The sequence below is a fragment of the Chryseotalea sp. genome, assembly GCF_057350905.1.
Genome location: NZ_JBMRCF010000015.1, coordinates 152564 through 174001, shown reverse-complemented (window position 1 = coordinate 174001; position 21438 = coordinate 152564). Strand labels below are relative to the sequence as shown.

The following is a 21438-nucleotide window of genomic DNA, read 5'->3' as shown; positions in this document are numbered from 1 at the left end:
TCATTTTAAGTAGTTAACGTTCCCAATATAATTTCCACTTCATGTATCGCTTTATCATCCAGCAGCATTATATAAGCCTCTTGTTGTAAAACACCATCTACGCTAATGCTTGTTTTTTCTACCTCACCTTGTTGTTTCACATGAATACGGTAATGTGTTTCTTCATATTGATAGTTGATTTTGAATGATTCCCAGGCAGCGGGAATACAAGGATTAATGCTTAGTGTATTGTTAACACGCTTGATGCCCAGGTAGGCTTCAATGATTAGTTGATACATCCAGCCGGCTGAACCTGTATACCATGTCCACCCGCCTCTGCCAATGTGTGGTGCCACTCCATGTACATCAGCTGCCATTACATAAGGTTCTGTTTTATAGATGACGGTTGCTCCAGCAGTGTCACCATGCTTTACGGGATTAATCAGATTAATAAGTTCCTCTGTTTTTTCTCTGTCTTTCATTTTAGCAAAGGCCATAACCGTCCAGATGGCAGCATGCGTATATTGCCCGCCATTCTCTCTTACACCAGGTACGTACCCTTTTATATAACCGGGATCCAATGGGGAGTTATCGAAGGGTGGATCCAGTAATTGTATGATTTTATTCTCACGTTTAACCAGATACCGATTAACGGCTTCCATCGCAGTCTTTGCTCTTTCTGTAGGCGCCACATTAGAGAGCACTGACCAGCTTTGAGAGATGGCATCTATTTTACATTCCTCATTATTTTTCGAACCGAGTGGAGTGCCATCATCAAAATAGGCACGCAAATACCAATCGCCATCCCACGCATTTTTATTGATATTTTCTTTTAGTATTAACGCTTGCTTAATACATTCTTCCGCAAAAGGAGTATCCTGATGATTATTGGCAATGGTTTGAAAACTAATGAGTATATCATACAGGAAAAACCCTAACCACACACTTTCGCCTTTACCTTCAAGTCCTACACGGTTCATACCATCATTCCAATCACCAGAGCCTTTTAAAGGCAAACCATGTTCTCCAAAACGTAAACCATGCATAATTGCTTTTTTACAATGTTCATACAATGAAGCTTTTTCATCCGTAATGGCCGGCCTATCGTAGTACGATTCTTCCCCCTGATTTAAGAGTCGCCCTTCTACAAAAGGTATAAGTTCCTCTAAGATGTCTTTATCTCCACTGCTTTTAATGTAATAATTAGTCACGTAAGGCAACCATAAATAATCATCTGAGCAAAGTGTTCTTACACCTTGTCCTTTTGGTGGATGCCACCAATGCTGAACATCGCCTTCTGTAAACTGACGTGAAGCACTCAGCAGTAAATGTGCTCTTGTTAATTGCGGTTGGGTATGAACCACTGCCATTACATCCTGCAACTGATCGCGGAAGCCAAAGGCACCTCCAGACTGATAAAAACCAGTGCGACCCCATAAACGAGAGGAGATGACCTGATAGAGTAGCCAACCGTTGGTTAGTATATTTAAAGCGATATCGGGGCTTATGATGGAAACACTTTGCAAAGTCTTACTCCAATACGCTCTCACATCCGTTAACGATTCAGCAGCAGCAAATGGACTTTCAAACTGCTTTATTGTTTTGACTGCTTCTTGTTTGTTTCTACCAGCGCCAAGTTTAAACGTAATGGTGCGCTCCTGATCGGGCTCTATTTCAATGGGAATTTGTATTGCTGCACAACTTTCATTTCCCGCACCAGATTTGCCCGAGAGTTGTGTGCGCCTGAGTGCTTCGGGTTTATCCAGAGAACCATTGCGTCCGATAAATTCTTTTCTGTCTGTCGTGAAAGTATATTTTTTTTCATCTGTAGTAAAGAATGATACATATTCCTGAAAGTCAGTATTAAATTGATTTCTGGCAAGAATAGCTCCTTCAGGCATTTGCAACTCGGCACTGACATGCATTATTGATTTAGAACGATTCTCCGCTAACACCCATTCTATGTAACCAGTGGCACTAAGCCTTCTGTTTTTACCTGACTGGTTTGTAATTTTAATACTGATAAATTTTATGGGTGCTTCATGGTCTACGTGGAAGCATACACTTGTTAAAATTCCATTTTCAATATGTTCAATGGTTGTTAATCCGAAGGCATGTGTGGCCAGGTATGGCGATTTGCTTTCGTTATTGCTTCGAATAACAGACCAGTATTCACCGCTTTCTTCATCACGTAAATAGAATGCTTCTCCACTACCATCCTGAACAGGATCATTACTCCATGGTGTCAGTCGATATTCATGTGCATTTTGAAACCAGGTATATGCAGAACCTCTTTCTGAAATGATTGTGCCAAAATAAGGGTTTGCAAGTACATTAATCCAGGGAAGTGGTGTAATATTTTTTCTTTCAGAAAGAATAGCATATTCTTTTCCATCTGCAGAGAAACCACCAATGCCATTGAAGAATTGAAGGCCTGGTGGCATTTTAATTTTCTGATCAAGGGCAGTAGATTGCTTATTGGCTATTAATTTAGAGGTGGTTTGTTTGTCGATGCTTCTTTTCTTAACCTGTGCTTCCAAGGTGCCTCTTGTATCACTGAGAATAACACGTGCAATGGCTTCCAGTAAAATCCTGTCTTCCGTTACTACCTGGTCGATAGGTCTTATATATATGTTTCCCTTTTTGATAGCATTGCTGAGTCCACTACCACTATAGGTCAGTCCCTGAATTTGTTCTTGTAGCGCATTTCGGTAAATACTGCTGTCCTCATTGAGTATAACCACATCTACCGCCAAACCTTTAATATGCCAATAGGCCTGGGCTTTAATGATTTGCTTTACCAGTTTAATATCTTCAGCATTTGATATCTTGAGTAATACGATGGGTAAATCGCCAGATATAGAATAGCTCCATAAAGCAGCCTGACCTTTTTTGTTTTTAGTGAGCAGACTGGTATGTGCCCGCAAAGCAGGATTTATAAATAATATGGAACTCGCCAATTCTCCAAAGAGTTGCGCCTCCTGTTGGGTTGCCCCGATTTGTCGTAAAACTACCTGGCTATGCGTAAACGAAAGCTCAAAGGCTCTGTTGCGCAAGTGTTTATCCTGGTATTTATTGATCAGGTATTGATTGTCTTCTTTTGATCTGGCGATGCCATTGACAATATCAATGCTGATGGATTCTCCGGATTCAAGACTGATGATATGTTGAATAGAAACAATTGGATCCAGCACTGAGCCCTGTGTTCCCGCCAAAGGTAATCCATTTAACATGGCCTGCGGTCTTGCCAAACTATTGCCTCTTCCTATAAATTGATTTCGATCTGTCTCATAGGAAACAGCAGTATCTTTTTCATTATTTACTTTTACTAAATGAAACATCCACGGTGTTTGCTCTTCTTTTGATCGCGGTCTTCTACTACAAACAATGGCATGCTGGTTTTCCAGAATGCTTGTTTGCATAAAGAGATTACTAAAAGCCGGATGTGCATTATCAGCCGCAGCTGTGTTTAAGACAACTTCTGTATAACTGGTTAAAGATAATCTCCGTTCTGATGAAGCGTGGTTGGTTAAGACAAAACGTCTTACTTCCACATCATCCTCAGGTGATACAATGATGGTGCTGTGACACTCGATGTCATTGTCCCTTCGTTTAAACTCTGCACGCCCCAGGGAAAAAATGCATTCATAGTTCTTGGGTTCTTTAACAGTGGGCTGATAAGTACTGGACCAGAATTCTTTGGTATCAAGGTCTTGAATATAGCAAAACATACCCCAGTTATCGCAGATGCTGTCCTCGCGCCATCGGTTAATGGCGAGATCATTCCAATGACTATAACCACCACCCGAATTGCTAAGCATTACAGCATATTTGCCATTAGAAAGTAGTTTTACTTCAGGTATCGGTGTGTGTGGTGTTTTAATCACGGTAATTTCACTCACAGGATTTGCAGTTGAAATCAGTTCATCATCGGAACCCTGATAAAAGCCGTTGGCTTTAGGAACTTTTTCTTCCAGCAAGATCAACGCAGTTTGAAATTGAGGATCTGCTTCAAATCTTTTTTGCATGGGTTGATCAAGTAATAAGTGCGCGAGTCCTAATATGCTCATTCCCTGATGATGCGCCATAAACGCTCTGATAAGTGCAAAGTCCTGACCGCTCACCAGACGTGATTCGGTATAATCAATCGCTTCATAAAAACCATAACTACCTTCGAAGCCATTGCTTTTTAACCGCTGCAGGTTTTCGTAAGAGGCCTTTGGATCAATCAATAAGCCGAGTACTGACGCATAGGGTGCAATAACAAGTTCCTGGTTAAGGCCTCTTTTAAAACCGAGGCCAGGAACCCCGAACGCTTTATACTGATAGATGAGATGACTGTCAACTAAATTATAGCAAGACTCAGAAACACCCCATGGAATATCGTGTAAATCGCCATATTCAATTTGCTTCTTCATAAGGCCAATACCCATTTTGTCGAGCAGGGTATTGTCGTAGGTAGGCATAACCAGGTTCGGCATGATATATTCAAACATAGAACCACTCCAGGAAAGTAAAACAGGTGTTCTGCCAGCTATGGTTAATCTTCTTCCTAATACAAACCAACTTTCCTGCGGTAGTTTACCTTGAGCAATGGCTACAAATAAACCAAGTCTGGCTTCTGAGGCAAGCAGATCGTAAAAGCCTTTATCACATTGCAATTCTTCCGTATTGAAACCAATGGATAAAAGATGTTGCGATTTATCATACAGAAAATCATACTGCATGTTGCTAAAAGCATCGCACTGGCTGATTAATGTTTGTACTGTGCTTAGCGTTTCTTTAGATTTTTTGCTTAAATAGACAATACTTTCTTTTATCTGATTAAGCCACACTGTCTCCTCAGGAGTATCAGCTGATTGGTTAGCATTTTCAATTTCGGCAATATACTTTTCACCCAGCATGGATAAATCCTCCAGGCTTGATTGTGCATTAATCGGGCTCCACAACTTGAATTTCTCTGGCTTTGTTTTATTGTCGATCAATGGCAGAAACACAGCGAATTCCAGGATCATGGATTCCAGGTAAGCCTCGATGGTCATAATCACCGCGGGCTCAATAATCAATTCACCGTTTCTAATGATATACTGGAATTGCTCGATTGCTTTTAGAAAATGATTGAAAGAGGATTCAAAATCCTGATTGTGAATATGGATTTTTCCAAGTAATTCGTGTAGGGGGTGGGTTAGGCTTTTTCGGTTATCAGTAATGGAATCAATCAGCCAGCGTAAGGTATCTTCAAGCCCCAACAAATATTTATTATCCCAGACTGAAGCTTTTTGCAATTGAATGAAACCCTGGCGGAGTGTTAATAAATGACCTGCTAAATTCCCACTATCTACTGTAGATATGTATCGGGGGTGTAGTACGCCCAGGTCTTCAATATTATACCAATTATAAAAATGCCCCTGGTAGCGATCCATTTTCTCAAGACTACCGAAGGTCAATTGAGTTTTGGCAATTAAACCGGAAGTACTGGTATAACCAAAGTCGTTCGCAGTCAGATTGCTTAATAAATATAAACCAATGTTGGTGGGGGATGTTCTGTGTGCAACAACAGGTGTTGGATATTCCTGAAAATTGTCGGGGGGCAGCCAGTTATCGGCTTTTGTTACAAAGCGTTCAAAATAGAACCAGGTTTTTCTGGCGAGTACACGTAAATAGGTTTTTTGATCAGTAGTTATTTTAGATTTTTTGGCTATTGATATTTCACTCATCGCCAGCACAATGGCAGGTGCTGCAATCCATCCAAGCAGAAAAGGTAAGGCTAAAATGAGTGCATCATTTTTCTGATAAATCATTATGACCATTATACCTAAAGGCAGGAGTGTCGTAATCCACATCTTGGGATACATGGAGAGCAAGTGTTTTTTCTCTGTGCTGACTTTAGTTTTCGCACCCCACTCAAGTAAGTTTTTTCCAGTGATATGAACACGCCAAAAGGTTAAGGCGATTGCATGTACATTTACAGCTGCTTCATAGGGCAGACAGATAAGCTTAAACAAGTATTGCAATAGACTTTTAATAGTTTGATCGATATTGTTATAAATGTGCTGGGAAAAATCAGTCTCTTTCGAAACTTTAAAATAGGACAGGGCCAGGTTTAATAAGGGAGGGAGAAATAGTGTGGCCAGAATAATTGATGTCCATAGTAGGGGTGCAGGGATAACTAACCATCCGGCTATGAGCAAGCTAAGAAGTGCAATTGGTACGAAACTGCGTCTGAGATTATCAAATATTTTCCAACGTGAAACCAGGGACAATGGATTTTTTGTCAATCCTTTTGATAGAGTTGGAACAAAGGGTAAGAACCACATGGCAATTTGCCAATCTCCTCTGATCCATCTTTTTTTACGCCTGTTATCTTCTGCATAACCGGAAGGATGTTCCTCATATAACTGAACATCGCTGGCAAATCCACAACGCGCATAAGACCCTTCCAGCAGATCGTGACTGAGTATTCTATTATTGGGAAAGCGTTTATCCAGTACTTTTTCGAATGCATCTATTTCGTAAATTCCTTTGCCTATAAACGATCCTTCCTTAAAAATGTCCTGATAGATGTCAGACGTTATTTTTGTGTAGGGATCAAGTCCAATATCATTTTCATGAAGCTTACTGTAGGCTGAACGACTGGTGCCATGCAAGCTCATACCAATTCTGGGTTGTATAATGGTATAACCATCTGTGATTCTTAACCTTCTAGTATCATACACAGGCTTGTTAAGCGGATGAGCCATTAATCCCACAAGTTTTCTGGCGGCATCACGCGGTAGCTGTGTATCGGCATCCAGTGTGATAACATATTTTGCTGCTGTGTAGACGGCTTCATCGCCAATAACCATACTGAATGATTTATTGCCCTTACCGCGAAGCAAATGATTCAGATCATTGAGCTTACCTCTTTTGCGTTCCAGGCCCATCCATACCTGGTCGTTAGTATTGAGTACCCTTGGTCTGTGAAAAAGAAAAAACGGTTCATTGTCAACAAGACCGTACTTTCTATTCAGCTCATGAATACCAGTAACAGCCAAATCAAGTAAATGCTTGTCGCTGGGTGTGTTTTCATGGTCTGCATCTTTAAAATCTGTAAGTAAGGCAAACAGCAGGTTGAGATCTTTATTACCAAGAAAGCGTATCTCCAAATCTTCCAGTAGTGTATTAATTCCTTCATGTGTGTTTAAGATTGAAGGTATCACTACAATAGTCTTGTTACTTTCGGGTATACCTTTGGAGAAATCAATTTTAGGTAAGGGAGCTGGTTTAATTAACAAACTGGCCCACCAGTTTATCAAGTCCAATGCGAGTTGACTCATTACGACAAGGCTAAGCAAAGCAATGCACACGAGCCACAGGGTGTTTGTTGAGAATGCATAAGCCCTCCAGGTCATGACAGCTGTACCCGTAAGGGCTATCAAGCATGCAGAGACAAAGTAGATCACCGGTGACTTTCTTAATAAAAATCTTTTCAGCTTTTCCGGTATTGAAAATTGAATGTTAAGTGCTTTCTCAGTTTGTTTTAGGCCTTTGCCAATTAAATAATAACCAACATGGGCTGCTCTTTCATCTTTGCTGTTGTAATCGAAACTTTTTTGTGCCAGATCAATGGCCAATTGTGCCACATCCGATTCAGTTGAGTGACTGGCTTTTGCTATGCGCTCAATGCTGTGCCTGTAATAGTCACGAGTCGCAAAATCCATGGTAGCATACACCATATTATAGTCACCACGCAATATGTTTTCCACGGTGCTATGATCTTCAACAAATTCACGCCAATCCATTTTAGCTAAAAACCGCAAGCTGTTGATAGAATTGCTTACTGACACCTGATTAGCGGCCTGGCGCTGATTTTGGATCAGTACCATGTCACCGATGCTCCCTTGCCCGGCATCTGCAAGGTTTTGTTCTATCCAATGTAAGGGCAAACTAAGCTCAGCACCCCGCCATTGTAGCTTACGCGAGAACTCTGCTACGAATGCACTGACAATAGGCGGATTTGACTTCGCCATTTCAGCAATGACCAGTACAAGATTTTTAGGTTCATGTTCTGCACATTGAATAATTTCGTTGGCCCATTTATTTGCAAGGGCAGAGTCTTTTAAATCAACTGCGGTAATGGCTGCAAGCCGACTCAGGTTTTCAATAAGGGCAAGCCGTAACATAATCGGAATAGCCCACAACTCACCCAGGGTTAATGAACTTTCTCTTTGATAAGCATTGATGAAACGCGATAACGTGAGAATGTCAATATGTCCATCGCTATGAGAAATGATCTCAATAGCGAGGTCATACACTCTTGGGATACCACTTTTTAATTTAGGCAGACCTTTGCTATAACCTTTGGGTAAATAGCGTTTGCCAAGCAGTATTTGCTCTTCAATGATAAAGAAGTTATCAAGCAACCACTCGCCAGCTGGACTGACAGATTTTTTTAAGGCTATATTTTTTTTGAGTAGCTCATTCACCTCAAATAAAATATCCTCATTGGCAGACAAGTCATGCAAGAGAAACTCCTTGGAGGTCTTTACACTAAGGTGATGTGTCAGTGATAATTTAATGGCATGAAGTTCCATCTGTTCGTGACTGAACAGATCAGATCTTAGGGGAGGATTTTTTTCAATCTCGTGATGTGTAAGGCTATCCTTTTTAAGTGGAGCTATGATAGGGGATAGGAGATCGTCAATAAGTGGAATGGTTCGTTTCAGAGGGCCCATAAGTTTGTAATGACCCATCTGAAGGCAATGAAGTACAACGATTTAATTGTCTTCGTAAATCAAGGCTCCATCTGGATCACTATTTTGATGTGAAATGAAATTTTGATTAATACTTGGAGCCGGTATTAGCTCCCATAAAACCACCCCAATACGTTTGGGATGCATGCCATTCATGTGAATTGGTTTTAGGCCAATGATCTTTATCGAAGCCTGGTGCATTTTCAAGCACTTCGCGCTTTTGATTAAGTATAAAAGCTTCTCTGTCTGTGTCGAGTATCAATGACGCAAGCGGTATGGCAAAAAACTTTTCTCCGATTCCTAAAAAGCCACCAAATTCTACAACTACATATTCAATGCTGCCTGTGGTAACATCCAGCATAAGATCTTTTACACTGCCTAGACTTTCATCTTCGTTGTTAAAGACTTTGTTTTTCATAATGGATGAAGCCGTTAAGTAAGTTAAGGGCGTATTGGCCTTCTTGCCGGTATCATTGATGCCAGTCAGGTTATCATTCTCTAATTTTTCCATCGTATGTTTATTTATAGTTCTCCTCTTTCAGCAGCTCGTTTCATTTTCTTATTGGCATAAATAGCCACCTCAACCCTGCGGTTGGTTTGATCATTCTCAGAAATGGATTGGGTTTCTCCATAACCTTTAGTAGTAATACGACCGGTAGCTACTTTTTGACCAGCTAAATATGCTTCAACTGCCTTTCCCCTTTGTTCGGATAGTTTCATATTGTATTCATCAGAACCGGTTTTGTCTGTGTGTCCTTCTATCAATACATTGGTGTCGTCATATTTATTGAGCGTTCTTGCGAGATCATTCAAATTCTCTTTTGTTCCGCTCGTAAGTGTGTAAGAATCAAAGTCGAACATGAGTCCTGAATCGAAGGTGATCTTAATACCTTCACCAATGCGTTCAACGGTTGCGCCATCTAGATCTTTCTTTAATTCTGCAGCCTGTTTGTCCATACGCTGTCCAATAAGAGCGCCTGTGGCACCACCTACACCAGCACCTATAATAGCCCCAACAGCGGTGTTGTCAGATTGTCTCCCGATAAGACCTCCGATAACAGCACCACCAGCAGCACCTATACCAGCACCTTTAGTAGACTTGGATGCTTTACAACCGGTGAGTACTGCAAGAGCAATCAGGATAAGACCCCCACTTTTTATTATAATCTGTTTCATTTTTATGATTAAGTTTTATTTTTTTTAAACAATGCATTCCTTGAATAATCAGGCTTAAGCAAGCTGAATTGTTGTGGCCTAAGGATAAATCCAGACGCCCAGGTATTGTACATTACTGTTTATTGTATCAGGCTCTTACCTTTTTATTGTTTAAAAGCAGCACGAGAATTCCAGCCACAGCCAGTACACCACCTGTTACAGGAGACCAATAGATGGGTGTTTTTTCTTTTTTGGAGATTTCAATTTCTCCGAGATCAACTACTTTTTTTTCTGTGACTAAATTGATACTGGTAAAGACTGTCATGATCAGACCGATGACGAGTAATGCTATTCCAAAAGTTTTCATACGTTGGTATTTAATTTAAAGAGTGCTTTGCAAATAACCAGCCATATCTTTAGTTATGCCTGCATTACTTTAAAGGCGATAACTGTAGATATTACTACACAGTTTGACCATTTGAGTGCCCATTAGATCTAGTTATAAAAAAATAAGACCCTGAAAAATCAGGGCCTTATGCTTTATCTTATAGAAGTTCGTTGTACCAACTGCACATTACTTTAAGTATTCGACTTTAAATTCTACACGTCTATTGCGTGTACGACCTGCTGGAGTGTCGTTTGAGTCAACTGGTGTTGATTCACCAAAACCAAACGAAGACAATCTTAATGGATCAATTTGTTTTGTGATCAGATAGTTAGAAACAGCATCAGCGCGCATTTTAGATAGCGTCATGTTGTTATCCTCAGATCCTACATTGTCTGTATGTCCACCAATAATCAGTTTGTAGTTAGGGTTCTCCAACATTACTTTACTGATGGCATCCATTATCGGGTAAGATATTTTTTTAATTACCGCTCTTCCGCTTTCAAACTGAATACCCTGCAACGCTTTTTGAAAAAGTTGCTTCACCTCAGGTTTTAATTCCGGGCAACCTTTATTAAGTTTTATGCCGGCAATTTTCGGACAATCATCATCAACATCATTAATGCCATCACCATCTGTATCGGCAATACAACCGGTAGCATCGACAGGGGCACCAGTGGGTGTGTCTGCACATTTATCGATACTGTCTTCAACTCCATCACCATCAGTATCAGGGCAGCCTTTAAATATATCTAATCCTTTTATGTTTGGACAAATATCCTGGGCGTCCTCAATACCATCACCATCAGAATCAGGGCAACCGCTAAAGCGACTTAAGCCTGAAACATCCGGGCATTTATCATCTTTATCTGCAGTGCCATCACCGTCACCATCAGGACAGCCACTCAATGTAGGTAAGCCAGCAAGGTTAGGACAAATATCCAGATAATCTGCTATACCATCCTTATCAGTATCCACCGGACAACCGTTTGAATCAATGGAAGCATTTGAAGGTGTATCAGGGCACTTGTCTCTTTTATCGGCTACACCATCATTGTCCTTATCACTGGGTTTTTGCAGTTTAAAGATGAGACCAGCACTGTACTGCAGGTATAAATCGTCCTTGCCTGCATCTACACCATCCCATTTGTCGTACATAGGTGAGTTAATGGTGTTGGCTACTTCTATTCCGACACGATCATTTAACCTGAATACGATACCTGCACCTGCGGCAATATTTGCAGCATACACATTGTCCGTAATAACAGAATTACTTGTTTCAGTGTCTTGTTTTGAATTGAGCAGTGTAGCTCCAATACCCCCTGTTATAAAAGGAGCAATGGCAGCATCTTCTTTAAAGAGATAGCCGTTATTGAACTTGTAGCGCAGTTTTAAGTTTAGGGCAAACATGTTTGCATCAACGCCCTGTGTACGGTTGTCATTTCTGTATCCTAAGGTATTATAAGATAGTTTTTCAACCAGACTGAACGATGAATTAAGATACTGCTGCAGTGATAATGCACCACCCAGTTTAGGGTTTTCAAACTTATAAAATTGATGAACATTACCATTTAAGTCACCGTCATACTCTGCAATGGTTGCATGAAACCCAATAGAACCACCTTGCGCCATCGCTGTACCGTATTGGAACAGGCAGAGTGCAAGGGCTATTAATAGTGTAAAATAATTCTTTTTCATATTATCGTTTGTTTAGAAACAAACTGATTTTTGCAATTACTGTACCATCGAAAATAGTTCTATCGCTTTCTGAATAAATCATCCTCTGGAACACGATAAGGCTATTGGATTGAAATTAACTTCTGTTCATTTAGTTTCGCAAACATGCTTGCTGTGCTGTTGTTCCCTCACTTATGTGGACATATTTACTCAATTCTCTTTCCGTTAAAGTAAAGAATCATCATTTAAGCACGAATCAGACTGGCATGATAATGATGATGTGTAACATTACTAAGCTATGTTGACAGATTTACAAAACCCTTTTCATAAAAAATTAAGTTCAGTACTCATATCCTTAGCACTACTATGTGTAGCGCTTATTTATGCGAAGAACATCATCTTGCCAATTTTATTTTCTATTCTCCTGGCCAACTTATTATTACCTGTAACGCAATACCTGGAACGTAAAAAGTTCTACAAAGTATTAACGATCATGTTACCACTCATTGCTACAATCCTGGTGGGTGCAGCTATTCTTTACCTGTTGTCCAGTCAGATATTTAAGTTTATAGAGGACATGCCTGCCCTTAAGGGAAGGTTTGATCAAATCGTACATGACCTTCAGGTTTGGTTTAAAAAAGGCACCTCAATTACAATCACAAAACAAAATCAATATTTTAAGGAACAGGTTGACGATCTGAAAGAGGTAGCTCCAGGTTTTATGGGTTCAACCGTATCTTCTATTACGCAGCTTTTATCTTACGCTTTTCTCGTACCGATTTATACTTTCCTTATTCTTTTTTACAGAGGTAAAATTAAAGTGTTTTTAATTGATGTATTTAAAACAGATTCTGAACAAAATGTTAAAGAGATATTGACAGAATCAACCAGCATCGCGCAGAAATACATGACTGGCTTGCTGATAGAGACTACTCTGGTGTTTGCTCTCAACGTTATCGGTTTTCTTATATTGGGTATTCAATATGCAGTCTTCCTTGCACTATTGGCGGCACTATTAAATCTGATTCCTTATGTTGGTATGCTGGTGGCCAACATTCTTTGTATGTTAATTACCCTTGTGAGTTCTGCAGATATTAATAATGCAATTGGCGTAGGTATTGTATTGGCGCTGGTACAGTTTTTAGATAATAATTTTGGGATGCCCTTAATAGTAGGAAACAAAGTTCGCATTAATGCATTAGTCACCATCATTGGTGTTTTAGTGGGTGGTGCTTTGTGTGGTATACCAGGGATGTTTTTGGCAATACCGGGCCTGGCGGTTATAAAAGTAATCTGCGATAAAGTAAGTGACTTGCAACCCTGGGGTAAGCTACTGGGCGATAATCCCGTAAAGCCTAAGAAGAAACCTAAATGGCCAGTGCTATGATGTTATTTCCATAAGACAGTAGACTGCTATCGAATGCAGGTAAACAAATTCAATATAAGTAACTGTTGAAATGGCTAAGAATGAAATAAGAAGCGGTCTGACGAGGTAAAGAGAATGTGATTATCAATTATTTTAAATGACACACGATAGCATGGAAGAGAAAGAATATGTAACGGATAAATGGATGAAAAGTGCTGCAGGATTGGCAGAAGCTTACAAAGACTTAGTAACAATCCGCTTGGTGGAACATACTTCGCAGGTTGTTTCATTCAGTATTATTGGACTTTTGGCACTCATATTGGGTTTTTTCATTTTACTTTTTGCCGGACTAGGTTGCGCCTGGTGGTTAGGTGAGTATATGCAAAATACAAAAGCAGGGTTTTTCATTGTAGGTGGCACCTTCACTTTAATTTTTACAATAGTATTGGTTGCTTCTAAAAGTATTTTAATACCACAAATCCGAAACTTGATTATCAAAAAAGCTTATGAGCAGGATTAATAATTATGAAGAGTTACTTGCAGAACGCAAATTACTCGAAGAAAGAATTGAAAGTGAGAAAACAGTGTTGAAAGGTGGCTTGATTGAAGTGCGTGATAAGTTGGAGCCTTTTATGTATTTATTACCTGTGTTAAACATTTTTAAAAAGAGTGAAAAAGGAAACTCGATGATGAAAAGCGTCACTGCATTGGGAATTGATGTTGTTTTCGGACAAACTTTGTTGAAGTCGAACTGGCTGACCAGACTACTATTACCCATGTTATTGAAAGGTGTTTCAGCCAAACTAATTGGCGGTAGACGAAAGGCTAGATTGCCTGAAAATGGCCAGTAAAAGCTATCTGAAAATTTCTGATGCCGGACAAAACAAAAGAGCGTTGTTGTAAGCAACGCTCTTTTGTTAATAATAGAATCAGCTCTTTAAAAATTTATTGTAATGCAAACACAGGTTGGTATTTTAAAAAATTGCTAATCCGCATCTTTACCTAAATCAGCCTGACCGCTGTTTGTTTCCACATTCAGCAGTCTGATGGATAGTCTCTTTTGTAAAGCCTCTACTATTTTTGAAACTAGTGGAATTCAAACAGATTAGCGGATTAAATAATGACCAACTTTAATACAGGAGAATTGTAATAGAGAAATTCCGGAGCACCTGTCTCCATATTGCGGCATCGAATTTTTTCTTCATCAAGTTTTAGTTCATCAAAACTATATCTTGTTTTGCTATTCACTCTTCTGAATATATCTCCTGGCTTTAAAGCACTGGCCAGCTGCGCGATACTGTTCACCACCTGGTGATCAATAACTTCTGTTCTTGGTTTCATAATATTGAATTAGTTAAACGTGTATCTCACACCCAGGCCGCCCCAAATGCCAATAAATCCGCGGTTATCCCCAAATTCAAAGGAAGGTTGCCAATCTATCGATAGATTGATTGGAGCGCCATTGAATTTATAATCGAGACCAAGAACTCCATCCAGGCCAACATAAGAACCAGATGACCAATCGTTATAATAAGACTGATCATTAAAACGGTTGTTATAAAAACCAATGTGTGCACCCGGACCGATGTACCACTTTAAGCCTGCAGCATTAGCAATGTCGAAGTGGATTTCGTACAAGCCTGTAATTCGTGTACCCCCACGCCAGAAATAACCAATTCCTTCAAAGGCGTGATTTGGCGAGACAAAATGTTTTAATGTTACGCCAGCACCATCGCCCCACATTTTGATACCCAGACCTGTGGTATAGCTATTGCCCATGTTTTGAGCTTGCGTTGTAAAAGCGCCTGCAATAAATATGAGTAATAAGGTTAAGCGTAGCTTTTTCATGGGACTTGTTTTTATACTGAAATGAGGTAAGGATTGGCTTAAAGTAAAATGATGAGTAGTACTACAATCAGTATAATAGCACCAACTGATAAATAGACGCCACCATTATCCGCCAGCTTCTTTTCAATGGATTTAACCTCTTTTCTCAATTCTCTTTTTTCCTTTCTTGAAAGAGCACTTGCATCCATAGCTTTGATTTCAGCCAGGCGATTAACAAGTTGTTCACTAACTGCCGGATCAATCTTTTCTGAGACTGTTCTTGCAGGGCGGGGTGTAGCTGCAACAGATAAAATAGGCGCTGTAAGTGCTAATAATGTTATGAGGGCAGTTGATTTGATGAAATTTTTCATAGCTAGTTTAGATTAGTTATGCCTCTTGCAGAGAAATATGCATGCCATGATTCCATTATTTAAAAAGTACATTTTTCAATAGAATTGACATGGTTCATGACAGAAGAAGTACAGATTGAGGCTTTTTTTCCACAATTGTGTAGCAATATTCATTCTCTGGTGCGTGTTTTATTCAGAAAAAAATAATGCAGCAGAACAAGGTCTATATTCCCTAAAATGAAGGATGTCTTAAGGATTTTCTGCCGCACTGATGAAATTCTGCTTGTATTCTATTTTCTTTGGGATTTTTATGGAATCATCATTTAATGTCACATCAATTATCATAGGCATTACCGTGCTTATCAGTTGGGTAGCTTTTAGCAGGCCTTTACTTGTACGCAGGTTTGTCTTAAATCCGTATTTAGTTTCAACACAACACCAATACTATCGCTTTCTTAGCTCTGGCTTTTTGCATGGCGATTTTTATCACTTGCTATGGAACATGCTTTCATTGTACTTTTTCGGATCGGTAGTGGAAGCCTACTTCGCCTATATTTTTGGCGAGTATAGCACCTGGTATTTTGTAACATTTTATTTAATGGCTATTGTAGTATCAGACATACCAACTTTCTTTAAACACAGACATCATCCCGGTTACAATTCATTGGGCGCCTCTGGTGGGGTGGCAGCCATTATTTTTGCCTCCATCATTTTTCAGCCCTTACAGAATATCTGTTTTTACTTTTTCATCTGTTTACCTGGCTTTATTCTGGGTATTGCTTACTTAATATGGTCTTACTATAAAGGCAAGGCTGCCAACGATAATATTAATCACGAAGCACACCTTTATGGGGCACTTTTCGGACTTATTTTCTGTATAGTGATGTATCCCGCTTCGCTCGTGCACTTTGTTGAGCAACTGAAGGAATGGGAGTGGCAATTATTTTAAATCATTGACTAAGCTAAAAGAAGAAGGCATACGTCTTTTGACTAGCATCTCAACTCATTATGGCAAAAAAGAATAAGGTATCGCTTAAACAAGTTTTTAAAACCATTATCTGGCCAAGAAGAAAGTTACTTTTCATAGGTCTTTTACTCATTATTATAAGCCGTGCGGCTGGTCTAGTGCCACCGTGGGCCACGAAACCTTTTATTGATGATATTCTGGTACAGAAAGATCTCTCCACTTTGCCATCTTTATTATCACTGGTAACGGGAGCTATTCTGATTCAGGCAGTTACCTCTTTTTTACTCACCAAGCTCTTGAGTGTTGAGGCCCAGCATTTGATTTCTGTGCTCCGCTCGCAGGTGCAGAAGCATTTGTTACGTTTGCCAACCAGCTTTTTTGACAATCAAAAATCAGGTGCCCTTGTTTCAAGGGTCATGAATGATGTAGAAGGAGTTCGCAACTTGGTAGGTACAGGTTTAGTGCAGTTAATTGGCGGTGTACTCACAGCTATAATTTCAGTTGGTTTCTTGATTAGTATTAATCCCTGGATGACACTTTTTATCATTTTACCCATGTCGGTTTTTGGGATAATTACCCTGAAGGCCTTTTCCTATATAAGACCCATTTTTCGCGAACGGGGTGTCATTACTGCAGAAGTAACTGGCCGCCTGACAGAAACACTGAACGGGGTGAGGGTAATTAAGGGCTTTAATGCAGAGGCACAGGAGACCAAAATATTTCAGCAAGGTGTAGATAAGCTTTTTCAGAATGTGAAAAAAAGTCTGACGTCTACCAGTTTTGTGACCAGCTCAGGTACCTTTTTAGTGGGCTTGGCCAGTGTGGGTATTATGGGTTTAAGTGGTTACTTCGATCTTTCACCTGGTGATTTTCTTCAGTTCACCATGTTCATGGTTTTTATGATTGCGCCCATTGTTCAGATGAGCAATATCGGTAGTCAGTTAACAGAAGCTTTTGCCGGTTTGGATCGTACAGAAGAGTTAATGAACATAACCCCTGAAGATGATGGCACTCGTTCGCTGCGCATAGCAGGGATGAGGGGCGACATAGAATTTAAAAATGTCTCCTTTGCCTACGAAGAAGGAAAAGAAGTAGTCAGGAATATCAATTTCACGGCCCCATCTGGTTCGGTAACCGCCTTAGTCGGTACCAGTGGTTCAGGTAAAACAACCATTGCGGGTTTAGCGGCATCTTTTTTAATCCCGCAAGGAGGCACCGTGCTGGTTGATGGAACGGATTTAAGCAAGGTTATTCTGGAGAGTTACAGAAGCCAGTTAGGTGTGGTGTTACAAGATGATTTTCTGTTTGAAGGAAGCATTCGAGAGAACATACTTTTTCCACGCCCTGATGCTACAGAGGCGCAATTGCTGGCTGCTGTAAAGGCTGCGCACGTAAATGAGTTTACCGATCGCTTTGAAAAGGGTTTGGATACAGTAATAGGAGAGCGGGGAGTAAAATTGTCTGGAGGGCAGCGTCAGCGCATTGCCATTGCCCGCGCTATACTCGCAGATCCGCGCATACTTATTTTAGATGAAGCTACCTCTAACCTGGATACTGAAAGTGAATCGCTAATCCAGGAAAGTTTGCGTAGTCTGATGAAGGGCAGAACTACTTTTGTAATCGCACACAGGTTAAGTACCATTCGCCAGGCCGATCAGATTTTAGTAATAGAAAATGGAGAAATAGCTGAACGTGGCAAGCACGAAGAATTGATTGAACGTAAGGGACGTTACTTCCAGTTGTATACTTATCAGGCGAGGATTTGATTTTCTGATGTGCTGATTCGTTGATGTGGTGATTCGTTGATATGCTGATGAGGCGATGAGTTGATTGATTAGATAATTTGATATAATTCGTAATTCGTCAATTGTCAATTGTCAATTGTCAATTTTACTAACAATAACATCTTCTGTCGCAAGCTGCTTTGTATGTGCAATGGAAGCATATACTACAGCACTGGGTCTTGCTATTCTTTCCTTGGTTAGAGGGTCGCAACCATAAAGGCCGAATTGATAAGTAGGGCCAAGCGCCCATTCAAAATTATCCCAGGTGCTCCAATAGTAGTATCCCTTAATATCAACACCTTCTTGCAACAGGTTGTGTACAATTTTTAAGTAATCGTGGATGGCCCGTACCCTCAGGTTATCATCTTTGGTACAGACACCATTCTCTGTGATAATGATCGGTTTTTTATACTGCTTCCAATACCTCAATATGGTTTCGCGTAAACCTTCAGGATAATACTCCCACATATCATCATGGTCTTTACCGCTGTTAATGAGTTTATCAGGTGTAGTTACCATGGTAACAGGTAATGGATCATGATTGATTCGGGCATAATAGCTCATGCCAAAAAAGTCCACCCGCTCAAAATGTTTAGGCACAAAGTGCATAAACCAATGGTCTAAGAGTTTTGCTGGCAACCAACCGATTGGATTATCCGCTGCGAAAACAGCACAATTATGTGAAATACCGACAGGTTTTTCCGGATATTTTTCTTTCAAAATTGTGTAAGCAAGGTCATGCGCCTTACCCATATTTTTAACCACTTTCATAGCAGTTAAAAGATTCTTTTTAAAGGGGGGGAATTGGCCTATGCCCCAACCAAAACTGGCATATACATTAGGCTCGTTAAAAGTGTTCCAGTAAGAAACATACTGGCCAAACTCAGCAACTAGTTTTTGAACAAAATCCAACCACAATTCAATATTTTCCGCTCTTTCCCAGCCACCTACCTGACTGAACCAGGTGGGATTGGTAAAGTGATGCAACACCATCATGATGTTTACATTTCTTTGTTTGAGGGCCTTTAATAGTATGTTATATTCCTTTACTGTTTCGTCATCAAAAGCAGCCTTCGGAGCACGCTGTAGTTTGCTCCACATTAAGCTCATGCGGTAAGCAGGCGCGAGGTCGGCAATGAGACGGGCATCGTCTTCAAACCTTTGCTCGTGGTCGGTTGTAGCATTAAATACATGGCCGTCCATAGACTTCACACCAAGCCAGTCGTGATCAAATGCGGTCTCAATCTGATAAGCCGAGGTACTCGTGCCGAACAAAAAATCTGGAGGGAATTGTAGCATTATTATTAAATATCTATAAAAGCAAAAAGCGATAGACTTTTGCCTATCGCTTTTTTACATGGGAACAGACTTTTTACATGCCTGAACCTGATGATGAACCTTCGCTTCCGCCATTACCAAACAAGGATACTTGTGGTGCCGGAGCTGGTGCTGGTGCAGGTGCCGGAGCAGGCGCTGCTACTGCCTTTTTCTTAGGCGCAGACTTCCTTTTTGGAGCTGCTTTCTTAGGCGCTGCCTTCTTTACAGCCTTCTTAGGTGCTGCTTTTTTAACAACTTTTTTAGCCGCCTTTTTAGCCGACTTCTTCTTAGGAGCCGCTTTCTTGGCTGCCTTCTTTACTGATTTTTTAGCAGCTTTTTTCACCACTTTTTTGGCTGATTTTTTAGCTGCCTTCTTCGCTTTTTTTGCCATAGCTTTTAAGGTGTAGTTTAATTCAAAATGAATTGTGCTCAAAATTTAAAAAAATATTTCGCCAATAGTAAGCACATTGCAATAAATTTTAAAATCTATTTACCAATACAGAACTTGCTGAAGATATTATCGAGCAAATCATCGGTGGTAATGGCGCCTGTAAGCTCACCTAAATAGTGTAATGCTTGTCTGATATCCATTGCAATTAGGTCACCACTCAGCTCAGTCATGAGCCCTTCCAACACGCGCTCAAGTGCCTCATGTGTCTGTGTTAACTGCTGATAATGGCGCAGACTGGTGATAATCGCATCGCCCTGTTTTACTTCCTGCCTGCTTACTTTTTCAAGAATTTTATCCTTCAATGGCTCAAGACTTTGCTGCTGCGCAGCCGAGATCAGCACAAATTGTTTTGAGCTAACATAGCTCAATATTTCTGCTTTTGCTTTATCGACTTTGTTGCCGACACGGATAATAATGGCACCGGAGAGGCCTGTGAGCAGGGCTTCCTGTGCTTCAATTTCTTCAACAGTGGTATTGGCAAGGTCGTACAGGTAGAGTATCAGAGAAGCCTTTTGCATGCGCTCCAGTGTACGTTCTATGCCCATGGATTCGACAACATCAGTAGTCTCGCGGAGCCCTGCCGTGTCTACAAAGCGAAAGGCAATACCTCCCAATACAATCTCATCTTCTATAAAGTCACGGGTGGTACCCGGTATATCAGAAACGATGGCCCGCTCTTCATTCAGCAGTGCATTTAATAAAGTCGATTTACCCGAGTTGGGTTTTCCTGCTATTACCGTAGGAATTCCATTTTTGATAACATTACCCTGATCAAACGAAGCGATGAGTGGTGTGATGTAGTGTTGTATTTTAACAACCAGGTTTCTTAAATCATCTCGTTTGGCAAACTCAACATCTTCTTCACCAAAATCCAGCTCAAGTTCCACCAACGAAGCGAAGTGAATCAGTTCCTCCCGCAAAGCAGCCAGGTCTTTGGAATAGCCTCCCCGCATTTGTTGCAAGGCCACCTGACGGGCCGTATCTGTTTCAGCATGAATGAGATCACCTACAGCCTCCGCCTGTACAAGATCCATCTTTCCATTTAAAAAGGCACGCTTTGTAAATTCGCCCGGCTCAGCAAGTCTGGCTCCGTTTTTTAATAACACTTTAATAATCTCCCTGACAATCACAGGCGAGCCGTGGCAGGATATTTCAACGGCATTTTCTGTCGTGAAGGAATGGGGTGCTTTAAATACAGCCACCAGCACTTCGTCAATTACTTTATTCCCATCGCGAATGGTTCCAAAGTGAAGGGTGTGTGAGGCCTGATCCTGTAGATTTTTGCCTTTGAAAACCTTGTTGGTAATGGCTATTGAATCACTGCCAGACAGACGTATCAGCGCAATGGCAGCCAATCCCTGACCTGAGGCAAGTGCTACGATGGTATCATGAGTATGCATGGAGGGCAAAGATAAGGACTTCAGGCCGGCTTTGGTTTTAGCCATTTA

Annotated in this window: 16 protein-coding genes; 5 read left to right on the top strand and 11 right to left on the bottom strand. The window is 40.5% G+C overall.

Annotated elements, in window-relative coordinates; translation table 11 throughout:
* Nucleotides 1-5: 5 nt before the first annotated feature.
* From ACO1XM_RS17095 to ACO1XM_RS17075, 5 genes are all read right to left on the bottom strand, one after another.
* On the bottom strand, nucleotides 6-8693 hold the full coding sequence (locus ACO1XM_RS17095) for a GH36-type glycosyl hydrolase domain-containing protein (RefSeq protein WP_486231217.1): 8688 nt from the start codon (nucleotides 8691-8693) through the stop codon (nucleotides 6-8).
* A 106-nt stretch (nucleotides 8694-8799) separates the two neighbouring features.
* Nucleotides 8800-9222 carry a PRC-barrel domain-containing protein gene (locus tag ACO1XM_RS17090; RefSeq protein ID WP_486231215.1) on the bottom strand — a complete coding sequence of 141 codons (423 nt, stop codon included), beginning with the start codon at nucleotides 9220-9222 and terminating at the stop codon, nucleotides 8800-8802.
* Between the two features lie 11 nt (nucleotides 9223-9233).
* Nucleotides 9234-9887, bottom strand: a complete 654-nt coding sequence (locus ACO1XM_RS17085; protein ID WP_486231213.1) for a YiaD family glycine zipper/OmpA-like lipoprotein — start codon at nucleotides 9885-9887, stop codon at nucleotides 9234-9236.
* A 127-nt stretch (nucleotides 9888-10014) separates the two neighbouring features.
* Complete coding sequence (locus ACO1XM_RS17080; RefSeq protein ID WP_486231211.1) at nucleotides 10015-10233, bottom strand: hypothetical protein; 219 nt, start codon at nucleotides 10231-10233, stop codon at nucleotides 10015-10017.
* 207 nt (nucleotides 10234-10440) lie between these two features.
* Entirely contained in the window at nucleotides 10441-11949 is a 1509-nt protein-coding gene (locus tag ACO1XM_RS17075; RefSeq protein ID WP_486231208.1) for an OmpA family protein, read from the bottom strand.
* Between the two features lie 277 nt (nucleotides 11950-12226).
* Between ACO1XM_RS17075 and ACO1XM_RS17070 the strand changes: the two genes are divergently transcribed.
* The 3 genes from ACO1XM_RS17070 (at nucleotide 12227) to ACO1XM_RS17060 (ending at nucleotide 14145) form a co-directional block, all read left to right on the top strand.
* A complete protein-coding gene (locus ACO1XM_RS17070; protein ID WP_486231206.1) occupies nucleotides 12227-13315 on the top strand; it encodes an AI-2E family transporter in 1089 nt (362 codons plus the stop codon).
* A gap of 136 nt (nucleotides 13316-13451) precedes the next feature.
* The gene (locus ACO1XM_RS17065; RefSeq protein WP_486231204.1) at nucleotides 13452-13814 is read left to right on the top strand and encodes a hypothetical protein; all 363 of its coding nucleotides are present in this window, start codon (nucleotides 13452-13454) and stop codon (nucleotides 13812-13814) included.
* The gene (locus ACO1XM_RS17060; RefSeq protein WP_486231203.1) at nucleotides 13801-14145 is read left to right on the top strand and encodes a hypothetical protein; all 345 of its coding nucleotides are present in this window, start codon (nucleotides 13801-13803) and stop codon (nucleotides 14143-14145) included. Before ACO1XM_RS17065 ends, ACO1XM_RS17060 begins: the two co-directional genes overlap by 14 nt.
* Nucleotides 14146-14407: 262 nt before the next feature.
* Here the strand turns inward: ACO1XM_RS17060 and ACO1XM_RS17055 are convergent, their stop codons facing one another.
* The 3 genes from ACO1XM_RS17055 to ACO1XM_RS17045 are packed head-to-tail and all read right to left on the bottom strand — an operon-like array spanning nucleotide 14408 to nucleotide 15492.
* The gene (locus ACO1XM_RS17055; protein ID WP_486231201.1) at nucleotides 14408-14635 is read right to left on the bottom strand and encodes a hypothetical protein; all 228 of its coding nucleotides are present in this window, start codon (nucleotides 14633-14635) and stop codon (nucleotides 14408-14410) included.
* A gap of 9 nt (nucleotides 14636-14644) precedes the next feature.
* The gene (locus ACO1XM_RS17050; RefSeq protein ID WP_486231199.1) at nucleotides 14645-15142 is read right to left on the bottom strand and encodes a hypothetical protein; all 498 of its coding nucleotides are present in this window, start codon (nucleotides 15140-15142) and stop codon (nucleotides 14645-14647) included.
* A gap of 38 nt (nucleotides 15143-15180) precedes the next feature.
* Nucleotides 15181-15492: a hypothetical protein gene (locus tag ACO1XM_RS17045; RefSeq protein ID WP_486231197.1), complete on the bottom strand. Its 312-nt coding sequence runs from the start codon at nucleotides 15490-15492 to the stop codon at nucleotides 15181-15183.
* A 289-nt stretch (nucleotides 15493-15781) separates the two neighbouring features.
* Here ACO1XM_RS17045 and ACO1XM_RS17040 point away from each other — a divergent pair, with 289 nt between their 5' ends.
* Together ACO1XM_RS17040 and ACO1XM_RS17035 are read left to right on the top strand one after the other, a co-directional pair.
* Nucleotides 15782-16420, top strand: coding sequence for a rhomboid family intramembrane serine protease (locus ACO1XM_RS17040; protein ID WP_486231195.1), 639 nt, complete (start codon nucleotides 15782-15784; stop codon nucleotides 16418-16420).
* 59 nt (nucleotides 16421-16479) lie between these two features.
* Nucleotides 16480-18204, top strand: a complete 1725-nt coding sequence (locus ACO1XM_RS17035) for an ABC transporter ATP-binding protein (protein ID WP_486231193.1) — start codon at nucleotides 16480-16482, stop codon at nucleotides 18202-18204.
* A gap of 111 nt (nucleotides 18205-18315) precedes the next feature.
* On the opposite strand, the gene ACO1XM_RS17030 is transcribed toward ACO1XM_RS17035, so the two are convergent.
* From ACO1XM_RS17030 to mnmE, 3 genes are all read right to left on the bottom strand, one after another.
* A complete protein-coding gene (locus ACO1XM_RS17030; protein WP_486231191.1) occupies nucleotides 18316-19521 on the bottom strand; it encodes a glycoside hydrolase family 1 protein in 1206 nt (401 codons plus the stop codon).
* A 73-nt stretch (nucleotides 19522-19594) separates the two neighbouring features.
* A complete protein-coding gene (locus tag ACO1XM_RS17025) occupies nucleotides 19595-19930 on the bottom strand; it encodes a hypothetical protein (RefSeq protein ID WP_486231189.1) in 336 nt (111 codons plus the stop codon).
* Between the two features lie 95 nt (nucleotides 19931-20025).
* Entirely contained in the window at nucleotides 20026-21435 is a 1410-nt protein-coding gene (gene mnmE, locus ACO1XM_RS17020; protein ID WP_486231187.1) for a tRNA uridine-5-carboxymethylaminomethyl(34) synthesis GTPase MnmE, read from the bottom strand.
* Nucleotides 21436-21438 lie beyond the last annotated feature (3 nt).

What these genes read in the sequence shown, in the direction of transcription:
- ACO1XM_RS17095 (WP_486231217.1), bottom strand. Translation starts at nt 8,693, where the DNA reads ATGGGCCCTCTGAAACGAACCATTCCACTTATTGACGATCTCCTATCC.
- ACO1XM_RS17090 (WP_486231215.1), bottom strand. Translation starts at nt 9,222, where the DNA reads ATGGAAAAATTAGAGAATGATAACCTGACTGGCATCAATGATACCGGC.
- ACO1XM_RS17085 (WP_486231213.1), bottom strand. Translation starts at nt 9,887, where the DNA reads ATGAAACAGATTATAATAAAAAGTGGGGGTCTTATCCTGATTGCTCTT.
- ACO1XM_RS17080 (WP_486231211.1), bottom strand. Translation starts at nt 10,233, where the DNA reads ATGAAAACTTTTGGAATAGCATTACTCGTCATCGGTCTGATCATGACA.
- ACO1XM_RS17075 (WP_486231208.1), bottom strand. Translation starts at nt 11,949, where the DNA reads ATGAAAAAGAATTATTTTACACTATTAATAGCCCTTGCACTCTGCCTG.
- ACO1XM_RS17070 (WP_486231206.1), top strand. Translation starts at nt 12,227, where the DNA reads ATGTTGACAGATTTACAAAACCCTTTTCATAAAAAATTAAGTTCAGTA.
- ACO1XM_RS17065 (WP_486231204.1), top strand. Translation starts at nt 13,452, where the DNA reads ATGACACACGATAGCATGGAAGAGAAAGAATATGTAACGGATAAATGG.
- ACO1XM_RS17060 (WP_486231203.1), top strand. Translation starts at nt 13,801, where the DNA reads ATGAGCAGGATTAATAATTATGAAGAGTTACTTGCAGAACGCAAATTA.
- ACO1XM_RS17055 (WP_486231201.1), bottom strand. Translation starts at nt 14,635, where the DNA reads ATGAAACCAAGAACAGAAGTTATTGATCACCAGGTGGTGAACAGTATC.
- ACO1XM_RS17050 (WP_486231199.1), bottom strand. Translation starts at nt 15,142, where the DNA reads ATGAAAAAGCTACGCTTAACCTTATTACTCATATTTATTGCAGGCGCT.
- ACO1XM_RS17045 (WP_486231197.1), bottom strand. Translation starts at nt 15,492, where the DNA reads ATGAAAAATTTCATCAAATCAACTGCCCTCATAACATTATTAGCACTT.
- ACO1XM_RS17040 (WP_486231195.1), top strand. Translation starts at nt 15,782, where the DNA reads ATGGAATCATCATTTAATGTCACATCAATTATCATAGGCATTACCGTG.
- ACO1XM_RS17035 (WP_486231193.1), top strand. Translation starts at nt 16,480, where the DNA reads ATGGCAAAAAAGAATAAGGTATCGCTTAAACAAGTTTTTAAAACCATT.
- ACO1XM_RS17030 (WP_486231191.1), bottom strand. Translation starts at nt 19,521, where the DNA reads ATGCTACAATTCCCTCCAGATTTTTTGTTCGGCACGAGTACCTCGGCT.
- ACO1XM_RS17025 (WP_486231189.1), bottom strand. Translation starts at nt 19,930, where the DNA reads ATGGCAAAAAAAGCGAAGAAGGCAGCTAAAAAATCAGCCAAAAAAGTG.
- mnmE (WP_486231187.1), bottom strand. Translation starts at nt 21,435, where the DNA reads ATGGCTAAAACCAAAGCCGGCCTGAAGTCCTTATCTTTGCCCTCCATG.